The sequence below is a fragment of the Pseudomonas sp. 05N433 genome, from assembly GCF_056396925.1.
The window spans coordinates 1-18,744 of the sequence record NZ_JBFTML010000029.1 but is presented as its reverse complement, the minus strand read 5'-3'; the positions used below and the strand labels follow the sequence as shown (position 1 = coordinate 18,744).

Annotated in this window: 13 protein-coding genes and 1 pseudogene; 10 read left to right on the top strand and 4 right to left on the bottom strand. The window is 60.9% G+C overall.

Annotation, left to right across the window (positions count from 1 at the left end):
• Nucleotides 1-6: 6 nt before the first annotated feature.
• The 8 genes and pseudogenes from betB (at nucleotide 7) to yccS (ending at nucleotide 13,102) form a co-directional block, all read left to right on the top strand.
• A complete protein-coding gene (gene betB, locus AC1DIS_RS16520; RefSeq protein WP_477743638.1) occupies nucleotides 7-1,479 on the top strand; it encodes a betaine-aldehyde dehydrogenase in 1,473 nt (490 codons plus the stop codon).
• A gap of 214 nt (nucleotides 1,480-1,693) precedes the next feature.
• Complete coding sequence (gene betA, locus AC1DIS_RS16515; protein ID WP_064620863.1) at nucleotides 1,694-3,391, top strand: choline dehydrogenase; 1,698 nt, start codon at nucleotides 1,694-1,696, stop codon at nucleotides 3,389-3,391.
• A gap of 258 nt (nucleotides 3,392-3,649) precedes the next feature.
• Complete coding sequence (locus AC1DIS_RS16510; RefSeq protein WP_018928766.1) at nucleotides 3,650-5,092, top strand: TldD/PmbA family protein; 1,443 nt, start codon at nucleotides 3,650-3,652, stop codon at nucleotides 5,090-5,092.
• A complete protein-coding gene (locus tag AC1DIS_RS16505) occupies nucleotides 5,092-6,441 on the top strand; it encodes a TldD/PmbA family protein (protein WP_477743637.1) in 1,350 nt (449 codons plus the stop codon). The genes AC1DIS_RS16510 and AC1DIS_RS16505 overlap by 1 nt, the downstream gene beginning before the upstream one ends.
• A gap of 25 nt (nucleotides 6,442-6,466) precedes the next feature.
• Entirely contained in the window at nucleotides 6,467-8,053 is a 1,587-nt protein-coding gene (gene mdtD / locus AC1DIS_RS16500) for a multidrug transporter subunit MdtD (protein ID WP_256663648.1), read from the top strand.
• 230 nt (nucleotides 8,054-8,283) lie between these two features.
• Nucleotides 8,284-9,507: pseudogene (gene dbpA, locus AC1DIS_RS16495) on the top strand (ATP-dependent RNA helicase DbpA); the annotation flags it as partial.
• Nucleotides 9,508-9,601: 94 nt separating this feature from the next.
• A complete protein-coding gene (locus tag AC1DIS_RS16490) occupies nucleotides 9,602-10,780 on the top strand; it encodes a BaiN/RdsA family NAD(P)/FAD-dependent oxidoreductase (RefSeq protein ID WP_428632040.1) in 1,179 nt (392 codons plus the stop codon).
• Nucleotides 10,781-10,918: 138 nt separating this feature from the next.
• Nucleotides 10,919-13,102: a YccS family putative transporter gene (gene yccS, locus AC1DIS_RS16485; protein WP_086944428.1), complete on the top strand. Its 2,184-nt coding sequence runs from the start codon at nucleotides 10,919-10,921 to the stop codon at nucleotides 13,100-13,102.
• Between the two features lie 61 nt (nucleotides 13,103-13,163).
• Here the strand turns inward: yccS and AC1DIS_RS16480 are convergent, their stop codons facing one another.
• Complete coding sequence (locus tag AC1DIS_RS16480) at nucleotides 13,164-13,901, bottom strand: substrate-binding periplasmic protein (RefSeq protein ID WP_018928760.1); 738 nt, start codon at nucleotides 13,899-13,901, stop codon at nucleotides 13,164-13,166.
• A gap of 257 nt (nucleotides 13,902-14,158) precedes the next feature.
• Between AC1DIS_RS16480 and AC1DIS_RS16475 the strand changes: the two genes are divergently transcribed.
• Entirely contained in the window at nucleotides 14,159-14,611 is a 453-nt protein-coding gene (locus tag AC1DIS_RS16475) for a GNAT family N-acetyltransferase (protein WP_477748751.1), read from the top strand.
• Between the two features lie 98 nt (nucleotides 14,612-14,709).
• Here AC1DIS_RS16475 and AC1DIS_RS16470 read toward each other — a convergent pair whose 3' ends face one another.
• The 3 genes from AC1DIS_RS16470 to AC1DIS_RS16460 are packed head-to-tail and all read right to left on the bottom strand — an operon-like array spanning nucleotide 14,710 to nucleotide 17,698.
• Entirely contained in the window at nucleotides 14,710-15,006 is a 297-nt protein-coding gene (locus tag AC1DIS_RS16470) for a winged helix-turn-helix domain-containing protein (protein WP_007937940.1), read from the bottom strand.
• Between the two features lie 31 nt (nucleotides 15,007-15,037).
• The gene (locus tag AC1DIS_RS16465) at nucleotides 15,038-15,529 is read right to left on the bottom strand and encodes a M48 metallopeptidase family protein (protein WP_007937938.1); all 492 of its coding nucleotides are present in this window, start codon (nucleotides 15,527-15,529) and stop codon (nucleotides 15,038-15,040) included.
• A 45-nt stretch (nucleotides 15,530-15,574) separates the two neighbouring features.
• Entirely contained in the window at nucleotides 15,575-17,698 is a 2,124-nt protein-coding gene (locus tag AC1DIS_RS16460) for a putative bifunctional diguanylate cyclase/phosphodiesterase (RefSeq protein ID WP_018928758.1), read from the bottom strand.
• 319 nt (nucleotides 17,699-18,017) lie between these two features.
• On the opposite strand from AC1DIS_RS16460, the gene AC1DIS_RS16455 reads away from it, so the two are divergent.
• A complete protein-coding gene (locus AC1DIS_RS16455; RefSeq protein ID WP_018928757.1) occupies nucleotides 18,018-18,686 on the top strand; it encodes a polysaccharide lyase family 7 protein in 669 nt (222 codons plus the stop codon).
• Nucleotides 18,687-18,744: the final 58 nt, after the last annotated feature.

The window sequence follows — 18,744 nt, the reverse complement described above, 5'->3', positions numbered from 1 at the left end:
GACTTTATGGCCCGTTTCGAACTGCAAAAACTCTACATCGACGGCGGCTACAGTGACGCCAGCAGCGACGCCACCTTCGAAGCCATCAACCCGGCTAACGGTGAAGTCCTCGCAAAAGTACAGCGTGCGACCAAGGAAGACGTCGAGCGTGCAGTGGTCAGTGCCGAAAAGGGCCAGAAAATCTGGGCCGCGATGACCGCCATGGAGCGTTCGCGCATCCTGCGTCGTGCCGTCGACATCCTGCGCGAGCGCAACGATGAACTGGCCGCCCTGGAAACCCTGGACACCGGCAAGGCGTACTCCGAAACCCGTTACGTCGACATCGTCACCGGCGCTGACGTGCTGGAATACTACGCAGGTCTGGTACCGGCCATCGAAGGCGAGCAGATTCCACTGCGCACCACTTCTTTCGTCTACACTCGTCGCGAGCCACTGGGCATCGTGGCCGGTATCGGCGCGTGGAACTACCCGATCCAGATCGCCCTGTGGAAATCCGCTCCAGCCCTGGCGGCCGGTAACGCGATGATCTTCAAGCCAAGCGAAGTCACCTCGCTGACCACCCTGAAACTGGCCGAGATCTACACCGAAGCCGGCCTGCCGGCTGGTGTGTTCAACGTGTTGACCGGCAGCGGCCGTGAAGTCGGCACCTGGCTGACCGAACACCCACGCATCGAAAAAGTCTCCTTCACCGGCGGCACCGACACCGGCAAGAAAGTCATGGCCAGCGCTTCCGCCTCCACGCTGAAAGACGTGACCATGGAACTGGGCGGCAAATCCCCGCTGATCATTTTCGACGACGCCGACCTCGATCGCGCCGCCGACACCGCGATGATGGCCAACTTCTACAGCTCCGGTCAGGTCTGCACCAACGGCACTCGCGTGTTCGTCCCGAGCCACCTGAAAGCCGCGTTCGAAGCCAAGATCGTTGAGCGCGTTGCGCGCATCCGCGTTGGCAACCCGGAAGACGAAAACACCAACTTCGGCCCGCTGGTCAGCTTCGCCCACATGGAAAGCGTGCTGGGTTACATCGCCAAAGGTAAGGAAGAAGGTGCTCGCCTGCTGTGCGGCGGCGCTCGTCTGACCGACGGCGAATTCGCCAAAGGCGCATTCGTGGCTCCGACCGTGTTCACCGACTGCACCGACGAGATGACCATCGTGCGCGAAGAAATCTTCGGCCCGGTGATGAGCATCCTGACCTACGAAACCGAAGAAGAAGTGATCCGTCGCGCCAACGACACCGACTTCGGTCTGGCTGCCGGCGTTGTTACCAAAGACCTGAACCGCGCGCACCGCGTGATTCATCAACTGGAAGCCGGTATCTGCTGGATCAACGCCTGGGGCGAGTCCGACGCCAAGATGCCGGTCGGCGGCTACAAGCAGTCGGGCGTGGGCCGTGAGAACGGCATCAGCTCGCTGAACAACTTCACACGCATCAAATCGGTACAGGTCGAACTGGGCGATTACGCCTCGGTTTTCTGATCTGACGCGAACCTGAAGCTGGGGCCTTTGTGGCGAGGGAGCTTGCTCCCGCTGGGCTGCGAAGCAGCCCCAACTTCAGGTTCAGCGCTCATTCAGACAGAACACGGTCGCTGATTTGCGACTGCTGCGCAGCCGAGCGGGAGCAAGCTCCCTCGCCACAGTAAGTGACAAATCCGCGACCGCGACCTGACCAACTTCAAAGAGGGTGCATTCAATGTCCCAAGTATTCGATTACATCATCATCGGTGCCGGCTCCGCCGGTAACACCCTGGCGACCCGTCTGACTGAAGACGAAGGCGTCACCGTCCTGCTGCTCGAAGCGGGCGGCCCGGATTACCGTCTGGATTTCCGCACACAAATGCCGGCGGCTTTGGCGTTCCCGCTGCAAGGTCGTCGCTACAACTGGGCGTACGAAACCGATCCAGAGCCACACATGGACGGTCGCCGGATGGAATGCGGTCGCGGCAAGGGCCTGGGTGGTTCTTCGCTGATCAACGGCATGTGCTACATCCGCGGCAACGCCATGGACTACGACAACTGGGCGAAACTGCCAGGCCTGGAAGACTGGACTTACCTCGACTGCCTGCCGTATTTCCGCAAGGCGGAAACCCGTGACATCGGCCCGAACGACTACCACGGTGGCGACGGTCCGGTCAGCGTGACCACGCCCAAAGCCGGCAACAACCCGCTGTTCAGCGCGATGGTTGAAGCAGGCGTGCAGGCCGGTTACCCGCGTACCGAAGACTTGAACGGTTACCAGCAGGAAGGTTTCGGCCCGATGGACCGCACCGTGACGCCGAAAGGCCGTCGCTCCAGTACCGCTCGCGGTTACCTGGACATCGCCAAGAAGCGTTCGACCCTGACCATCGTCACCCACGCCCTGACCGACAAGATTCTGTTCGAAGGCAAGCGTGCAGTCGGCGTGCGTTACCTGATCGGTGCCGCCGAAGAACGCGTTGAAGTCCGTGCCCGCAAAGAAGTGTTGCTGTGCTCCGGCGCCATCGCGTCGCCGCAGATCCTGCAACGCTCCGGTGTCGGCCCGGCCGAACTGCTGAAAAAGCTTGATATTCCGGTGGTCCACGACCTGCCGGGCGTCGGTGAAAACCTGCAGGATCACCTCGAGTTGTACCTGCAATACGCCTGCACCCAACCGGTCTCGCTGTACCCGTCGCTGCTCCTGCACAACCAGCCGGCCATCGGTGCCGAGTGGCTGTTCAACGGCACCGGCATCGGCGCCAGCAACCAGTTCGAAGCCGGCGGTTTCATTCGTACCCGCCCGGAATTCGAATGGCCGAACATCCAGTATCACTTCCTGCCGGTAGCGATTAACTACAACGGCAGCAACGGCGTGAAAGAGCACGGCTTCCAGGCACACATGGGTTCCATGCGTTCGCCAAGCCGCGGTCGCATCCAGGCCAAGTCCAAGGATCCGCGCGAATACCCGAGCATCCTGTTCAACTACATGGCTACCGAGCAGGACTGGCAGGAATTCCGCGATGGCATCCGCCTGACCCGTGAAATCATGCAACAGCCGGCGCTGGATGCCTTCCGTGGTCGCGAAATCAGCCCCGGCATCGACGTGCAAACCGACGAGCAGCTGGACAAGTTCATCCGTGAGCACGCCGAAACCGCGTTCCACCCGTCCTGCTCGTGCAAGATGGGCACCGACGAAATGGCCGTGGTCGATGGCGAAGGTCGTGTGCATGGCATGCAAGGCCTGCGCGTGGTCGATGCTTCGATCATGCCGATCATCACCACCGGCAACCTGAACGCACCAACGATCATGATGGCCGAGAAAATCGCCGACAAGATCCGCGGTCGCAAACCATTGCCGCGCAGCAAGGCCAAGTACTACGTGGCCGGCGGTGCACCGGTGAAGGGCAAGCCGTTGCGGGATGTGAGCGCTCAGTAAGCCGTAACACCGAGGCGCGGCCTTCGCGGGCAAGCCTCGCTCCTACAGGGAATCGCATTCGCCCTGTAGGAGCGAGGCTTGCCCGCGAAAGCGTCCGCCCAAGCAATAGATAAATTCCTGACTCACCCAACCTCAACTCTTCCTACACCGCTCTTCACTTGATCCTACCCCCCACGCAGGCCTAATCTAGCGCCACGCAAACGTTTCCCCCCCTCGCAACACCGATTCGCCGCCACTCCATACCAAGGAGGTTCCCGAATGTTCGATTTCCACCCCCAGCTCAAGCAGCGCTTCGCTGCGTTGCGCACGGGCGCTGAATTCTTTTCGCTGCGTTATGTTCGCGAATCCGGTCAGTATCTTTCAGTGCGCAAGAACGTCGCCGAACCACCGAGCCTGAGCCGGGACGAAGGTGCGATGCTGACCGTTCGGGTCAACGGCGTCGAAGCCTATGCCGCGACCAACGACTTGTCCCAGTCCGGGCTGCAAGCCGCGCTGGAGAAGGCCGAGCAACAAGCCCGTCGACTCAAGCCACACGCCCTCCTCGACTTGCGTGAGCAAGCGGTTTCCAGCGAGCGCGCCGACTATTTCTCGCCGAGCCTCGACCAACCCTTCCCGTCTCTCAGCGATTGCTACCAACTGCTCGGCGCCGAATCTGCCGCCGTGCCCAAGGACGAACGCCTGGTGAACTGGCAGGCGAGCATCGGTATCACCAACGTCGAGCAGATCTACCTCAACAGCGCCGGCGCCGAACTGCGCCAGGCCCAGCGCTTCGTCTACCCGAGCATGGACGTCACCGCCTACGACGGTAGCGACAGCCAGACCCGCACCCTCGGCCGCGAGAATTTCGGTCAGCAGGGCGGCTTTGATGTGATCAGCCGCTGCGGCCTGATCGGCGCCGGCCCGAAAGTCGCCGACCAGGCGTTGCAATTGCTGCTGGCACCGAACACCCCGCAAGGCCCGCGCGACCTGTTGCTGATGCCCGACCAGATGATGCTGCAGATCCACGAGTCCATCGGTCACCCGCTGGAACTGGACCGCATCCTGGGCGACGAGCGCAATTACGCCGGCACCAGTTTCGTCAAGGCGCAAGACTTCGGCCGCCTGCAATACGGCTCCGAACTGCTCAACGTGACATTCGACCCGGACATCCCCGAACAGCTCGCCAGCTACGGCCATGACGACGAAGGCACCGCCGCCAGCAAGCAATTCCTGATCAAGCAAGGTTTGCTGCTGCGACCATTGGGCGGCGCGCTCTCGCAGTTCCGGGCCAGCCTCGACGGCGTGGCCAACAGCCGCGCCTGCGGCTGGAACCGTCCGCCGATCGACCGCATGGCCAACCTCAACATCGAGCCCGGCGATCAGCCGCTTGAGCAACTGATCGGCAACATCGAGCACGGCATTTTGATGAGCACCAACCGTTCGTGGTCCATCGACGATGCGCGCAACAAATTCCAGTTCGGTTGCGAATGGGGCCAGTTGATCGAAAACGGCGAACTCAAAGGCGTGGTGAAGAACCCGAACTACCGGGCGATTTCCGCGCAATTCTGGAAGAGCCTGCGCGCCGTCGGTGACGTCAGCACCTTCAAGGTGCTGGGGACGCCGAACTGCGGCAAGGGCGAACCGAACCAGGTGATCCGTGTCGGCCATGCGTCGCCGGCCTGTGTGTTCAGCAACGTTGATGTGTTTGGGGGAGATGCCTGATGAGTACGTCCACGAGCACTTCAAAAAACCAGGCCGATTCGTTCAAGGCCTTGGTCGACTGGCTGCGCGATGCACTGCGCACGCCTGAGCAGTTCACCCTCAGCTACGCCGCCGAATCGTCGGCCTTCGTGCGCTTCAACCACGCCAAGGTGCGTCAGGCCGGGCAGGTGCAGCAGGCAAGCATCGGCTTCAAACTGATCAACGACGGCCGGCACGCCGACCTCGATATCACGTTGTCGGGCGATCCGGAAGTCGATCTTCAGCGTCTGGCCGAGGGGCTACAACAGTTGCGCGAAACCCTGCCGTTGCTGCCTCAGGACCCGTACCTGCTGCTCAACCATGACGACTGGCAGAGCAACAACGTGCAGGATCATCCGCTGCCGGACACCGAGCAGGTGGTCGCTGAAATCACTCAGGCCGCCGAGGGGCTGGATCTGGTCGGTTTCTATGCCGCCGGGCCGATCAGTCGCGGTTTCGCCAGCTCCTCGGGCGCGTTCGGCTGGCATCAGGCCAATAGCTTCAACTTCGATTTCAGCCTGTTCCATGAAAACGGTCAGGCGGTGAAAGCCAGCTATGCCGGGCACGACTGGAACAGCGAAGGCTTTGCCCGGCGTTTCCAGCAGGCCCGCGAGCAGTTGGCGTTTCTGGGTCGGCCAACGCGCACGCTGGCGCCGGGTCAGTACCGCGCCTACCTCGCGCCGGCAGCCCTGGAAGAAGTCATGGGCATGCTCAGTTGGGGCGGGTTCTCGGCGCAGTCGATTGCCAGCAAGAGCAGTCCGTTGCAGAAGCTCTACGGTGGCGACAGCTCGTTCAGCCCGTTGGTGTCCCTGGATGAAAAAGTCAGCGGCTCCCTGAGCCCGGCGTTCTCCGGTGAAGGTTATCCGCGCAGTGATCTGCGGCTGATTGTTGAGGGCAAGGCGGGCGAGCAACTGGTCGGTTCACGCAGCGCCGCCGAATACGGACTGACCGCCAACGGTGCTGGCGGCGGTGAAGCGCCAAGTGCGTTGAACATGGCGGCCGGCTCGTTGCCTGACGCCGAGATCCTCAAGCAACTGGGCACCGGTTTGTATATCAGCAACCTGTGGTACCTGAACTACTCGGACCAACCGGCGGCGCGCCTGACCGGCATGACACGGTTCGCGACCTTCTGGGTCGAGAACGGCGAGATTCAGGCACCGGTCAGCACCATGCGTTTCGATGACAGCGCCTACAGCCTGCTCGGTTCGCAGCTGGAAGCGTTGACCGAGGAACGCGAGCTGATGTTGTCGGCCAGCACCTACAGTCAGCGGAACACGTCTTCGGCATTGCTGCCGGGAGCGCTCGTCAGCCGACTGACCTTGACCCTGTAAACACAAAAACCTGTGGCGAGGGAGCTTGCTCCCGCTGGGCTGCGAAGCGGCCCCAGACCGGCAATGTGCTCTATCAGACAGACCGCATTCACCGGATTTACGACTGCTACGCAGCCGAGCGGGAGCAAGCTCCCTCGCCACAGGGTTCAGCGCCAGCCACGAATCTGCATTAACAAGAGGCCCCATGCCCAACCGCCCACCTCTCGACGCCGTCACCGCCCGCTGGTTGCCATGGGTCGTGGCCATTGCCTTCTTCATGCAGTCCCTCGACGGGACAATCCTCAACACCGCCCTCCCCGCCATGGCCCGGGACCTGGCCGAAGACCCGCTGCGCATGCAGGGTGTGATCATCGCCTACATGCTCACCGTCGCCTTGCTGATTCCCGCCTCCGGCTGGATCGCCGACCGTTTCGGCACCAAGAAAATTTTCTTCGGCGCCATCCTGTTGTTCAGCATCGGCTCATTGCTCTGCGCCTTGTCGAGCACCCTGAGCATGCTGATCGGCGCCCGGGTGATCCAGGGCCTGGGCGGCGCCTTGATGTTGCCGGTCGGACGCTTGGTAGTGCTGCGCGCGTATCCGCGCTCGGATCTGGTGCGGATCATGGGGTTCATCACCATTCCCGGCCTGCTCGGCCCGCTGATCGGCCCGACCATGGGCGGCTGGATGGTGCAATACCTGACCTGGCATTGGATCTTCCTGATCAACCTGCCGGTGGGCGTTCTCGGTTGCTACGCGGTATGGAAATTCATCCCCGACTTGCGCGGCAGCGAGCGCACCCGCTTCGATAGCCTGGGCTTCTTGCTGTTCGGCGCGGCGATGGTGCTGATCACCATCGCCATGGAAGGCCTCGGCGAACTGCGTCTGCCGCACTTGCGGGTGATGTTGCTGTTGTTTGCCGGCATGGCCTGTCTGGCGGCCTATTGGCTGCGGGCCGGGCACATCGACAATCCACTGTTTGCGCCATCGCTGTTCAAGACCCGGACCTTCGCCGTGGGCATCCTCGGCAACCTGTTCGCCCGGTTGGGCAGCGGCGCATTGCCGTTCCTGGTGCCGTTGCTGCTGCAAGTGGCGCTGGGCTATTCGCCGTCACAGGCCGGGATGAGCATGCTGCCCCTGGCTGCGGCCGCGATGGTCGCCAAATCGGTGGCGCGGCCGTTGATCGAACGTTTCGGCTACCGCATCGTGCTGACCGGCAACACACTGGCGCTGGGGATCATGCTGGCGAGCATGGGCCTGGTCAGCGAGCAGACACCGTATTGGCTGTTGCTGGGCCAGTTGGCGATTCTGGGGGCGATCAACTCCTTGCAGTTCACCGCRATGAATACCGTGACACTGATCGACCTCGACGACGCCAGCGCCAGCAGCGGCAACAGTTTGCTGTCGGTGGTAGCGCAATTGTCCCTGAGCCTGGGCGTGGCGTGCGCCGGTGCGCTGCTCGGCGGATTCACGGCGGAGATGGGCAATGACGACGTGGACACGGTGCTGGGCGCGTTCCAGCTGACGTTTGTGACGGTAGGAATCATGGCGATGCTGGCTGCAACGATCTTCTCGCAGCTTTCACCAAAGGATGGCCGACGGATGGTCAGCCGTGAGCACGATATCGAGCACTGACCCGTAGCAGCTGCCGAGGCACGAGGCTGCGTTGGGCTGCGAAGCGGCCCCCCGGGGCGGTCCTGCGGACACGCAACGCAGCCTCGTACCTCGACAGCTGCTACGGCTATTCGTCCAGAATTTGCAGGTGGAGAGCCTGGGACTGATACACTGCGCGACATTTTGTTTTGCAGGCCAGTCCCGTGACCACCATCGCCACCGCTTTTAATACTTTGCCGCTGTCCGCCGCCATGCTGGCTAACCTCGACTCCCTCGGTTATGCCCAGATGACGCCGATCCAGGCGCAAAGCTTGCCGGTGATCCTCAAGGGGATGGACCTGATCGCCCAGGCCAAGACCGGCAGCGGCAAGACCGCCGCCTTCGGTATCGGCCTGTTGAACCCGATCAATCCGCGCTTCTTCGGTTGCCAGGCACTGGTCATCTGCCCGACCCGTGAGCTGGCCGACCAGGTCGCCAAGGAAATCCGTCGCCTGGCCCGTGCCGAAGACAACATCAAGGTCCTGACCCTGTGCGGCGGTGTGTCTTTCGGCCCGCAGATCGGCTCGCTGGAGCACGGCGCACACATCATCGTCGGCACGCCGGGGCGTATCCAGCAACACCTGCGCAAGGGTTCGCTGGTGCTTCACGGTCTGAACACGCTGATCCTCGACGAAGCCGACCGCATGCTCGACATGGGTTTCTACGATTCCATCGAAGAAATCATCGCCCAGTGCCCGGAACGTCGCCAGACCCTGCTGTTCTCCGCCACCTATCCGGTGGGCATCAAGCAGTTGGCGTCGAAGTTCATGCGTAATCCACAGCAAGTGAAGGCCGAGGCGTTCCACGACGACACGCAGATCGAGCAGCGCTTCTACGAAATCTCCCCGGAAGAGCGCATGAGCGCGGTGACCAAGGTGCTCGGCCACTTCCGTCCGGCGTCCTGCGTGGCGTTCTGCTTCACCAAGCAGCAGGTGCAGGAAACCGTCGATCACCTGACGTCCAAAGGCATCTCCGCCGTCGGCCTGCACGGCGATCTGGAACAGCGTGACCGCGACCAGGTGTTGGCCATGTTCGCCAACCGCAGTACGTCGGTACTGGTCGCCACCGACGTCGCCGCACGCGGCCTGGACATCGATGCGCTGGACATGGTGATCAACGTCGAACTGGCCCGTGACTCGGAAATCCATATTCACCGTGTCGGCCGTACCGGTCGTGCCGGCGAGAAAGGCATCGCGATCAGCCTGGTCGCACCGTCCGAAGCCCATCGCGCCCAAGCCATCGAGCAACTGCAGAAGTCGCCGTTGAATTGGGATCAGGTGGATAACCTCACGTCCCAGGGCGGCGGTCCGCTGCTGCCGCTGATGAGCACGCTGTGCATTGGTGCGGGCCGTAAAGACAAAGTCCGTCCAGGCGACATTCTCGGCGCACTGACCGGTGAGGCGGGCATTCCCGGCGCCCAGGTCGGCAAGATCGCCGGTACACCTGATGCAACGCGTTATCGTTCTTCGCGGGCAAGCCTCGCTCCTACGGGATCGCCGTTAGCTCTGAGATTTATGTGAGGACACCGTTTTGCGCTCTACCGAAGTCGTGATCATTGGCGCTGGCGCCGCAGGGTTGATGTGTGCGCTGACCGCCGCCGGGCGCGGGCGCAAGGTGATGTTGCTTGACCATGCCAACAAGGCCGGCAAGAAAATCCTCATGTCGGGCGGTGGCCGCTGCAATTTCACCAACATGTACACCGAGCCGAGCAATTTCCTCTCGCAGAACGCACATTTCTGCAAATCTGCGTTGGCACGTTACACCCAGTGGGACTTCATCGGTCTGGTGGCCAAACACGGCGTGCCGTACCACGAGAAGAAACTCGGCCAGTTGTTCTGCGATAACAAATCCAGCGACATCCTCGACATGCTGCTCGACGAGTGCAATCAGGTTGGCGTCAGCCTGCACCTGGACACCTCGATCCAGACCATCGAGAAGCTCGAAAGCGGTTATCTGCTGGATACCACGCTGGGCCAGATCACTTGCCAATCCCTGGTGATCGCCACCGGCGGCCTGTCGATTCCGACCCTCGGCGCCACCGGCTTCGGCTATCAGGTGGCCAAGCAGTTCGGCCACGACCTGCTGCCGACCCGAGCCGGTCTTGTGCCATTCACCATCACCGATCAGCTCAAGGAGCTGTGCACCGAGCTGTCCGGTACGTCGGTGGATTGCCTGGTGAGCTGCAACGACCAGAGTTTCCGCGAGAACATCCTGTTCACCCACCGCGGTCTCAGCGGCCCGGCGATTTTGCAGATTTCTTCGTTCTGGGAATCCGGCGACACGGTAGAGATCAACCTGATGCCGGATCACGACGTACCGAGCTGGCTGCAACAGCAGCAAGTCGAACGCCCCAACAGTGAGCTGAAAACCCTGCTCGGTGAAATCTTCACCAAGAAGATGGCCAACCTGCTGGCAGACAACTGGTTCGTCTCCAAACCGATGAAGCAGTACACCCACGCGGAAATTGCAGACATCGCTGAAAAACTGGCGAGCTGGAAAGTCGTGCCGGCCGGCACCGAGGGCTACCGCACGGCCGAAGTGACCCTGGGTGGCGTCGACACGCGCGAAGTGTCATCCAAGACCATGGAGTCGCTGAAAAGCCCCGGCCTGTATTTCGTCGGTGAAGTGCTCGACGTCACCGGGCATCTGGGTGGTTTCAACTTCCAATGGGCCTGGGCCTCCGGTTACGCGGCGGCGCAATACGTCTGACCGATCGCGAAGACGTCCTGACAGGCAACACAGAACGAGGAAGGAACAGATTTTGCTGTCTGATGTGATCGGCGCCATTGCGTCGGCGTCATTAGTGGCTCAATTTAGCGTCATTGCCTCGGAAGGCCTTCGCACTTCATGTCATCGACCACATTTCGGCAGTCTCTGCGTCGCCTCTGGGCGCTGGATAAATTCAGTTACAGCGTTCGGGTATTCATCGCCCTGACCGGCACCATGGCGCTGTGTTGGTCTCAGGATCAAATGGGGCTGCTGATCCCGTTGTTCCTGGGGATCATCGCCAGCGCCCTGGCCGAAACCGACGACAGTTGGCAGGGCCGCCTCAACGCACTGGCCGTGACGCTGGTGTGTTTTATGGTCGCCGCCCTGTCCGTCGAACTGCTCTTCCCCTACCCCATCCTCTTTATCATCGCCTTTGCCCTGGCCAGCTTCTGCCTGACCATGCTCGGCGCGCTGGGCGAGCGTTATGGCGCGATTGCGTCAGCGACGCTGATTCTGTCGGTCTACACCATGATCGGCGTGGACCAGCGCGGCGGCGCAGTCACTGATTTCTGGCACGAGCCGGTACTGCTGGTGGCGGGTGCGGCGTGGTATGGCTTGCTCTCGGTGTTGTGGCAGGTGCTGTTTTCCAACCAGCCGGTGCAACAGAGCCTGGCGCGGTTATTCCGTGAACTGGGTTATTACCTGAAACTGAAATCGTCGTTGTTCGAACCGATCCGGCAGTTGGACGTGGAAGCGCGCCGCCTGGAACTGGCCCAGCAGAACGGTCGGGTGGTGGCAGCCCTGAACGCCGCCAAGGAAATCATTCTGCACCGGGTCGGCGATGGCCGGCCGGGGGCGAAACTCAGCCGTTACCTGAAGCTGTACTTCCTCGCCCAGGACATCCACGAGCGCGCCAGCTCCTCGCACTACCCTTACAACGCGCTGGCCGAGGCGTTCTTCCACAGCGACGTGCTGTTCCGCTGTCAGCGCCTGCTGCGCCAACAAGGCAAGGTGTGCCGCGCGCTGGCCGAATCGATCCAGATGCGCCAGCCGTTCATCTATGACGCCAGCTTCGCCGAAGCCCTGAGCGACCTGCACGCCTCCCTCGAACACCTGCGCATCCAGAGCAATCCGGCCTGGCGTGGTCTGTTGCGCTCGTTGCGGGCATTGGCCGCCAACCTCGGCACCCTCGACCGTTTGCTCAGCGACGCCAGCAACCCCGATGCGCTTGCAGACGCCACCGACAGCAGCCTGCTCGACCGTTCGCCACGCAGTCTCAAGGATGTGTGGATTCGCTTGCGCACACAGCTGACGCCAACGTCCTTGCTGTTCCGCCACGCCCTGCGCCTGCCCCTGGCATTGAGCATCGGCTACGCGATGGTGCATTTGATCCACCCCTCGCAAGGTTACTGGATCATCCTCACCACGTTGTTTGTCTGTCAGCCGAACTACGGCGCCACCCGCCGCAAACTGGGCCAACGGATCATCGGCACCGCCATCGGCCTGACAGTGGCCTGGGCGCTGTTCGATCTGTTCCCCAACCCGTTGATCCAGTCGAGCTTCGCCATCGTCGCCGGGGTGGTGTTCTTTACCAACCGCACCACCCGCTACACCCTGGCGACAGCCGCCATTACGATCATGGTGCTGTTCTGCTTCAACCAGGTGGGCGACGGTTACGGGCTGCTTCTGCCGCGACTGTTCGATACCTTGCTCGGCAGCCTGATCGCCGGCCTGGCGGTATTCCTGTTCCTGCCGGACTGGCAGGGCCGACGCCTGAACAAAGTGCTGGCCAATACCCTGACCTGCAACAGCATTTACCTGCGCCAGATCATGCAGCAATACGCCGCCGGTAAAAGCGACGACCTGGCTTACCGCCTGGCCCGACGTAACGCGCACAACGCCGACGCGGCGTTGTCGACGACACTGGCCAACATGCTGATGGAGCCGGGGCACTTCCGTAAGGAAGCCGATGTCGGGTTCCGATTCCTGGTGCTGTCGCACACCCTGCTCAGCTATTTGTCGGGGCTTGGGGCACACCGTGAAACCCAACTGCCGTCGGATGTGCGCGAGCACCTGATCGACGGTGCGGGTGTGAGCGTGGCCGCCAGCCTCGACGACATTGCCCAGGGCCTGGCGAGCAAACAGCCGATTGCGATTCAGAGTGATGAGGAAGAAGCACTGGCCAATGCGCTTGAGCAGATGCCGGATGAAATCGATGAAGGCCAGCGGCTGGTACAGACACAACTGGCGTTGATCTGTCGGCAACTGGGGCCGTTGCGGACGTTGGCGGCGCATTTGATCAAGGACACTAACGAAGCCTGAAATGTGCAGCGACCGGGCTTGCCCGCGAAKGCTTCAGCTCGGACACTGCAGGCCTTTCAGATCACATCCCATGCTGCCTGAGCAACTTCTCATAACTCCCGTCAGCCTTCATCGCCGCAATCTCGCGATCGAAACCGGCGACGATCTGTTCATGCTCCGGGTTCTTCAGGCTCACCAGAATATGCAGACTGTTCTCGCTCAACGGCTTGGGCAGGAACTCCACGGCATTGCGCACTTTGGGTGATTCCCGCGCCAGGTAATACCGGGCGACGAACTCGTCTTCCAAAGTCAGCTTGACCCGATCGGCCGCGACCATGCGCACAGCCATGGCGAAGTTATGCACCGGGACCTTCTGCAACGACACATCCTCATCAAATTCCTGCGAATAGGCATAACCGCGTACCACCGCTATCGGGTAGGTGTGCAGTTGTTGCAGGTTGTTGTATTCGATTGGCGTGTCTTTGCGCTTGAGAAAGCGCACGCGGTTGAGCAGGTACTCGCCGGAAAATTGCCCCAGCTTCGTGCGCTCGTCGGTGTACCAGGTGTTGACCAGTACGTCGTAACGTCCCTCGCCCACCCCAAACAAGGCCCGGGCCCACGGCACTTGTTCGAAATCGCTGGCGTAACCGGCCCGGGCCAGCGCGGTGCTGACGATGTCCGTGGCCACACCGCCATTGACCAGCGTGGCGTCGGTAAAGGGTGGCCAGGCATCGGCGACCAGACGCAGCTTTTCCGCAGCCTCGGCCTGTGTCAGCAACAGCAATCCGATCAAAGCAAACGCTCGATGAAACCGCGGCATGCCAGAAATCCTTAGCGGGCGGGCTGCCCGACGTGTTTTTCAGCCAAAACTCCAAGATTCCTCTACCGGCGAACCCAGGTCCTAACATTAGCTCATTGAGGCCATTGCACAGCGCTTCATCGCAGATTACACAAAGAAGACAACTTCGCGAGAAATGAATGATGGCATTTTGGTCTTTATCACAGATTCCCCTGCGATAAAGACATCCCGTCTCAGGGCGCTTAGTATCGGAACAACGTTGTTCAAGGAATGTGAAGATGACAATCGATTGGGTCTGCAAACACCACAGCGATCTGGGTAAAGAGCAGCTGTATGCCATTTTGCAACTGCGCGCCGAAGTGTTTGTCGTCGAGCAGAAATGCGCTTATCAAGACATCGATGGCCAGGACCTGGAAGGTGACACTTGCCATTTGATGGGCTGGGACGGGGATCGGCTGGTGGCCTACCTGCGATTGCTCGACCCGCAATTGCAGGGCGGCGACGTGGTGATTGGCCGGGTGATCATTGCACCCCAGGCACGCGGTGCCGGGCTTGGGCATGAGTTGATGAGCCAGGCGTTGAAGCAGGCCGAGAAGCACTGGCCCGAGGTGCCGATCTACCTCTCGGCCCAGGCGCATTTGCAGGGGTACTACGGGCGGTACGGGTTTGTGGTGGTGGGTGAGGAATACCTCGAGGATCAGATTCCGCATATCGGGATGCGTCGTCCTTGAGGGCCCCATCGCGGGCAAGCCCGCTCCCACAGGAACAGTGCCCCCCCTGTAGGAGCGAGGCTTGCCCGCGAAGGCGTCATCTGCAACACCGCAAAAGCTCAGGGATACTCCAGCACCGCTTTAATCTGCCGCAGATTACGCTCGATCCACCCCCGATCAATCGCCCCCCACTCGCGAATCCGATAGCGCCCCGCGTGGTTACGTGCGCCCTCTTCCTGCTCGAATTCACAAACGATATCCAGATCCGCCAACGCCGCGATGGTGTCCTGAGCCGTGCGTCGGGGCATACCGGTCACTTCGGTCAATGCAGGGACGTTACTGGCCAGCCCGCTGTCGATCAGGTACGCCACGTACAATCGGCGGTAGAAGCTGCTCTTGGTCTTGCTCACGTCCATCCATGCGCTCCCGATTAATTAGCAGATTTGTTCAGTGCATATCCCGCCATGTCAGGTATACCCGCAAATCGAACTCCACCTGGTGATACCCCGGCAACATGTGCTCGCACAACTTGTAGAACGCCTTGTTGTGATCCGACTCTTTGAAGTGCGCCAGCTCATGCACCACGATCATCTTCAGAAACTGCGGCGCCGCGTCCTTGAACAGCGAGGCGATGCGAATTTCTTTCTTGGCCTTGAGCTTGCCACCCTGCACCCGTGATATCGCGGTGTGCAGACCGAGCGCGCGGTGGGTCAGGTCCAGGCGGTTGTCGAACAACACCTTGTCGATGGCCGGGGCGTTACGCAGGTATTCCTGCTTGAGGTCCAGGGCATAGGCGTACAGCGCCTTGTCGCTCTGCACCCCGTGTTTTTCCGGATAGCGCTGGCTCAGGTAATCGCCCAGCCGACCTTCGGCGATCAGTTGGCGCACCTGGTCCTGCAACGCGGCAGGATAAGCCTGGAGGTATTTCAACACAGTCATTGGAGCGGCAACACGCATCACGAAAAGGTCGCCAGTGTAGCGAATTCAACTCGTCAGCGCGCCCCAGTCGAACGGCTCGACAAAGTGACCGGTGTCCTCGGCCATCAACGGCCGCGCCACCAGGAAACCCTGCACATACTGGCAACCGTTGGCTTGCAGCCACTCATATTGCGCCACCGTTTCAACCCCTTCGGCGATCACCAGCAGCCCTAACCGGTTGCACAAATCGATGACACTGCGTGCCAGCGCCGCATCCCGTTCGGACCCTGGTAACCGGGCGATCAAATGCCGGTCGAGCTTGAGCGTGTCCAGTTCCAGGTCGCGCAAATGCGCCAGCGAACAAGCCCCGGAGCCGAAGTCATCCAGCGCCACCCGTACCCCCAGATTGCGCAGCAAACGCAGTTGTTTGCGGGTCTCGTCGGGGTTAGACATCAAGGCCTCTTCCGTGACCTCGACTTCCAGCTGCTGCGGCTTCAGGCCATGGCGCTCCAGCACCTGACGCAGCTCGGTGACCAGGTTGGGCAACCCGAATTGGGTGCTGCTCAAGCTGACGCCCAGCACCAGATCTTCGGCAAACAAGGTTTCCCAGGCTTTGCGCTGTTTGGCCCCGCGATGATAAATCCAGCTACCCAGGCGACTGATCAACCGCGCCTCTTCCAGCAACGGCAAAAACAGCCCCGGCGGTACATCGCCGACACTCGGATGCTGCCAGCGCAACAACGCTTCGAACCCGCGGATCTGCCCATCGGCAATCGCCACCTGGGGCTGATACACCAGGTTGAAATCGCGGTTCTCGATGGCCGTGCGCACGCTCTCTTCAAGCATCAGCCGCGAGCGTGCCCGGCCGTTCATTTCGTGATCGTAGAAGCGATATTGCTGACGCCCGGCGCGCTTAGCTTCGTACATGGCAATGTCGGAGGCGCGCATCAGCCCGTCCAGATTAGACCCGCAATCGGGATAAGTGGCGATGCCGATGCTGGCACCCAAGGCGATGTCCATGCCTTCGATCTGCTGACAGATCGACACCCGCTCGATGAGCTTCTCGGCAATCTTTGCCGCCTGCTCGGGGAGCTCAAGATCCAGCAACGCAGTGAACTCATCGCCCCCCATCCGCGCCAGAATATCGAAGGGCCGCAGGCACGCCTTCAACTGCTCGGACACCCAACGCAGCACCCGGTCGCCGGCATCGTGGCCGAGGGAATCATTGACCCGCTTGAAGCCGTCGAGGTCCAGGTACAACAGCACCCAAGTGCTGTCGGAACGTTCGCCGCGCAGCAGCAGGTTTTCAACGGTCTGGTAGAAACCCCGGCGATTGAGCAGCCCGGTCAGCGGGTCGGTCACCGCCTGGAACTCCAACTGCTGATGCAGATGGCGCACCACCGACATGTCCAGCACCGTCACCACCATCGCATGTTGTTCGGCGGGCAAAGGCGCGCAAGACAACGCCACCGGCACTTGCTGGCCGGGCGCGGTACGCAGCAGCGCATCGTGCAAGCGCAGGGTTTCACCGCGTTTGTAACCGGCAAACAACTCGGAATCGGCCCAGATCGGAATGTGCGGTTTTTGCAGGAAATCCAGAAACTCCTTGCCTTGCAGGTCGTTCACCGTGGCATTGAGCAAGCGAGACATCGCCGGGTTGGCGAAGCGAATCAGCCCGTCCTCACTCACCACCAGAATGCCTTCGGCGGCGTTATCCAGCACCGAGGCATTGAAGGCCCGGGCGACTTCCAGATCATGGCTCAACCGCTGCAAGGCACGGCGATTACGCTGGTGCTCGAGCAACGCCTGGACTTTAGGCTTGAGAATTTGCGGATCGAACGGCTTGAACAGGTAATCCACCGCGCCACTGGCGTAGCCCTTGATCACGGCGTCCTGGGACTGTTCGTTGGCGGTAAGAAAAATGATTGGCGTAAGACGGGTTCGCTGGCTGCCGCGCATCAAGCGCGCCACTTCAAAACCGTCCATGCCCGGCATCTGCACATCCAGCAGCACCAGGTCGACATCGTGTTCGAGTAACAGGCCAAGGGCTTCAAAACCGGAAGCCGCGGTCATGACCTGCCAATCCTGGCGCTGTAACAACGCGCGCATGCTGATCAGGTTTTCAGGGTAATCATCAACAATTAACAGGATTGAGTTGCCTTCAGCTGGCTTAGATTGTGCGCATTCCATGCTGCATCTCTTTTTCGGGGCCTCAGGCCGGCCTTTTGTTAAAACCGGTCACCTATTGCGACTTCACTCTAGACCCGGATCCCTTAAAGCAGAAGCCGCTCGTATCCCATCACTTCGGTAAAGTTTCATATAGCCGACTAACGGTCAGCCCTGCAGGCCTTATAAACCGGGAAGGATGGCATTTCGACAGGTTGTTGACGCCAATCATCTGCCAGAAGGGCATTAACAAAGAGGCCTTCTACGCTTATAAAGACCCACCCGAAGGCGCGAGCTAGAGCTTCTGGCACGCACGTGCAGTAAAAAAGTGGAAGCTTGAATTATGATCGATCTCGCAACCTGGAACCTCAGTGTTCCCGTCGGCAGCCCGCCGTACACTGTCGAAACCACCAAGCTGGTGGACGGCTTCAAGGATCAATACTTCCACTCCGACACCGGCACTTTATTTTTCTGGTCCCCGGTCACCGGCTCCAAAACCGAAAACGCGATCTACCCGCGCACCGAACTGCGCGAAACCTACAGCAATGGCACGCTGAAAAACTGGTACTACCCTGACGCGGACAACACCCTGCGTGCCACCCTCTCGGTCAGCCAGGTGCCCAGTTCGGGCAAGATCGTCATTGGTCAGATTCACGCCTATAAGAGCCAGAAGCCCTTGGTGAAGGTCGAGTATCAATACAAAACCTCCACCTCGACCGGCAACATCGTCGCCAAAGTCCGCATGCACCCCGACGACGACACCGCCCGGGTCATCACCATCGCCACCGGCGTGAAACTCAATCAGGAATTCTCCTACCTCATCCACCTCAGCCCGGGCGGTGCATTAGGCATCAGTGCAGCGGGGTACCAATGGGACACCGACATCAGCACGATGTGGCGTGATAAGCCGCTGTATTTCAAGGCCGGGGTTTATGTGCAGGACAACACCGGGTACACCACTGAAGGCGGGGAAGTGACGTTCAGCCATCTGGATATCGATCACAATACGTAATCCCTGAAAGACCGCAGGAATCCACCCTTTGTGGCGAGGGAGCTTGCTCCCGTTGGGC

Bases quoted from the DNA above. Each gene is read 5' to 3' on its own strand.
- betB (WP_477743638.1), top strand. From the start codon at position 7: ATGGCCCGTTTCGAACTGCAAAAACTCTACATCGACGGCGGCTACAGT.
- betA (WP_064620863.1), top strand. From the start codon at position 1,694: ATGTCCCAAGTATTCGATTACATCATCATCGGTGCCGGCTCCGCCGGT.
- AC1DIS_RS16510 (WP_018928766.1), top strand. From the start codon at position 3,650: ATGTTCGATTTCCACCCCCAGCTCAAGCAGCGCTTCGCTGCGTTGCGC.
- AC1DIS_RS16505 (WP_477743637.1), top strand. From the start codon at position 5,092: ATGAGTACGTCCACGAGCACTTCAAAAAACCAGGCCGATTCGTTCAAG.
- yccS (WP_086944428.1), top strand. From the start codon at position 10,919: ATGTCATCGACCACATTTCGGCAGTCTCTGCGTCGCCTCTGGGCGCTG.
- AC1DIS_RS16480 (WP_018928760.1), bottom strand. From the start codon at position 13,901: ATGCCGCGGTTTCATCGAGCGTTTGCTTTGATCGGATTGCTGTTGCTG.
- AC1DIS_RS16475 (WP_477748751.1), top strand. From the start codon at position 14,159: ATGACAATCGATTGGGTCTGCAAACACCACAGCGATCTGGGTAAAGAG.
- AC1DIS_RS16470 (WP_007937940.1), bottom strand. From the start codon at position 15,006: ATGGACGTGAGCAAGACCAAGAGCAGCTTCTACCGCCGATTGTACGTG.
- AC1DIS_RS16465 (WP_007937938.1), bottom strand. From the start codon at position 15,529: ATGACTGTGTTGAAATACCTCCAGGCTTATCCTGCCGCGTTGCAGGAC.
- AC1DIS_RS16460 (WP_018928758.1), bottom strand. From the start codon at position 17,698: ATGGAATGCGCACAATCTAAGCCAGCTGAAGGCAACTCAATCCTGTTA.
- AC1DIS_RS16455 (WP_018928757.1), top strand. From the start codon at position 18,018: ATGATCGATCTCGCAACCTGGAACCTCAGTGTTCCCGTCGGCAGCCCG.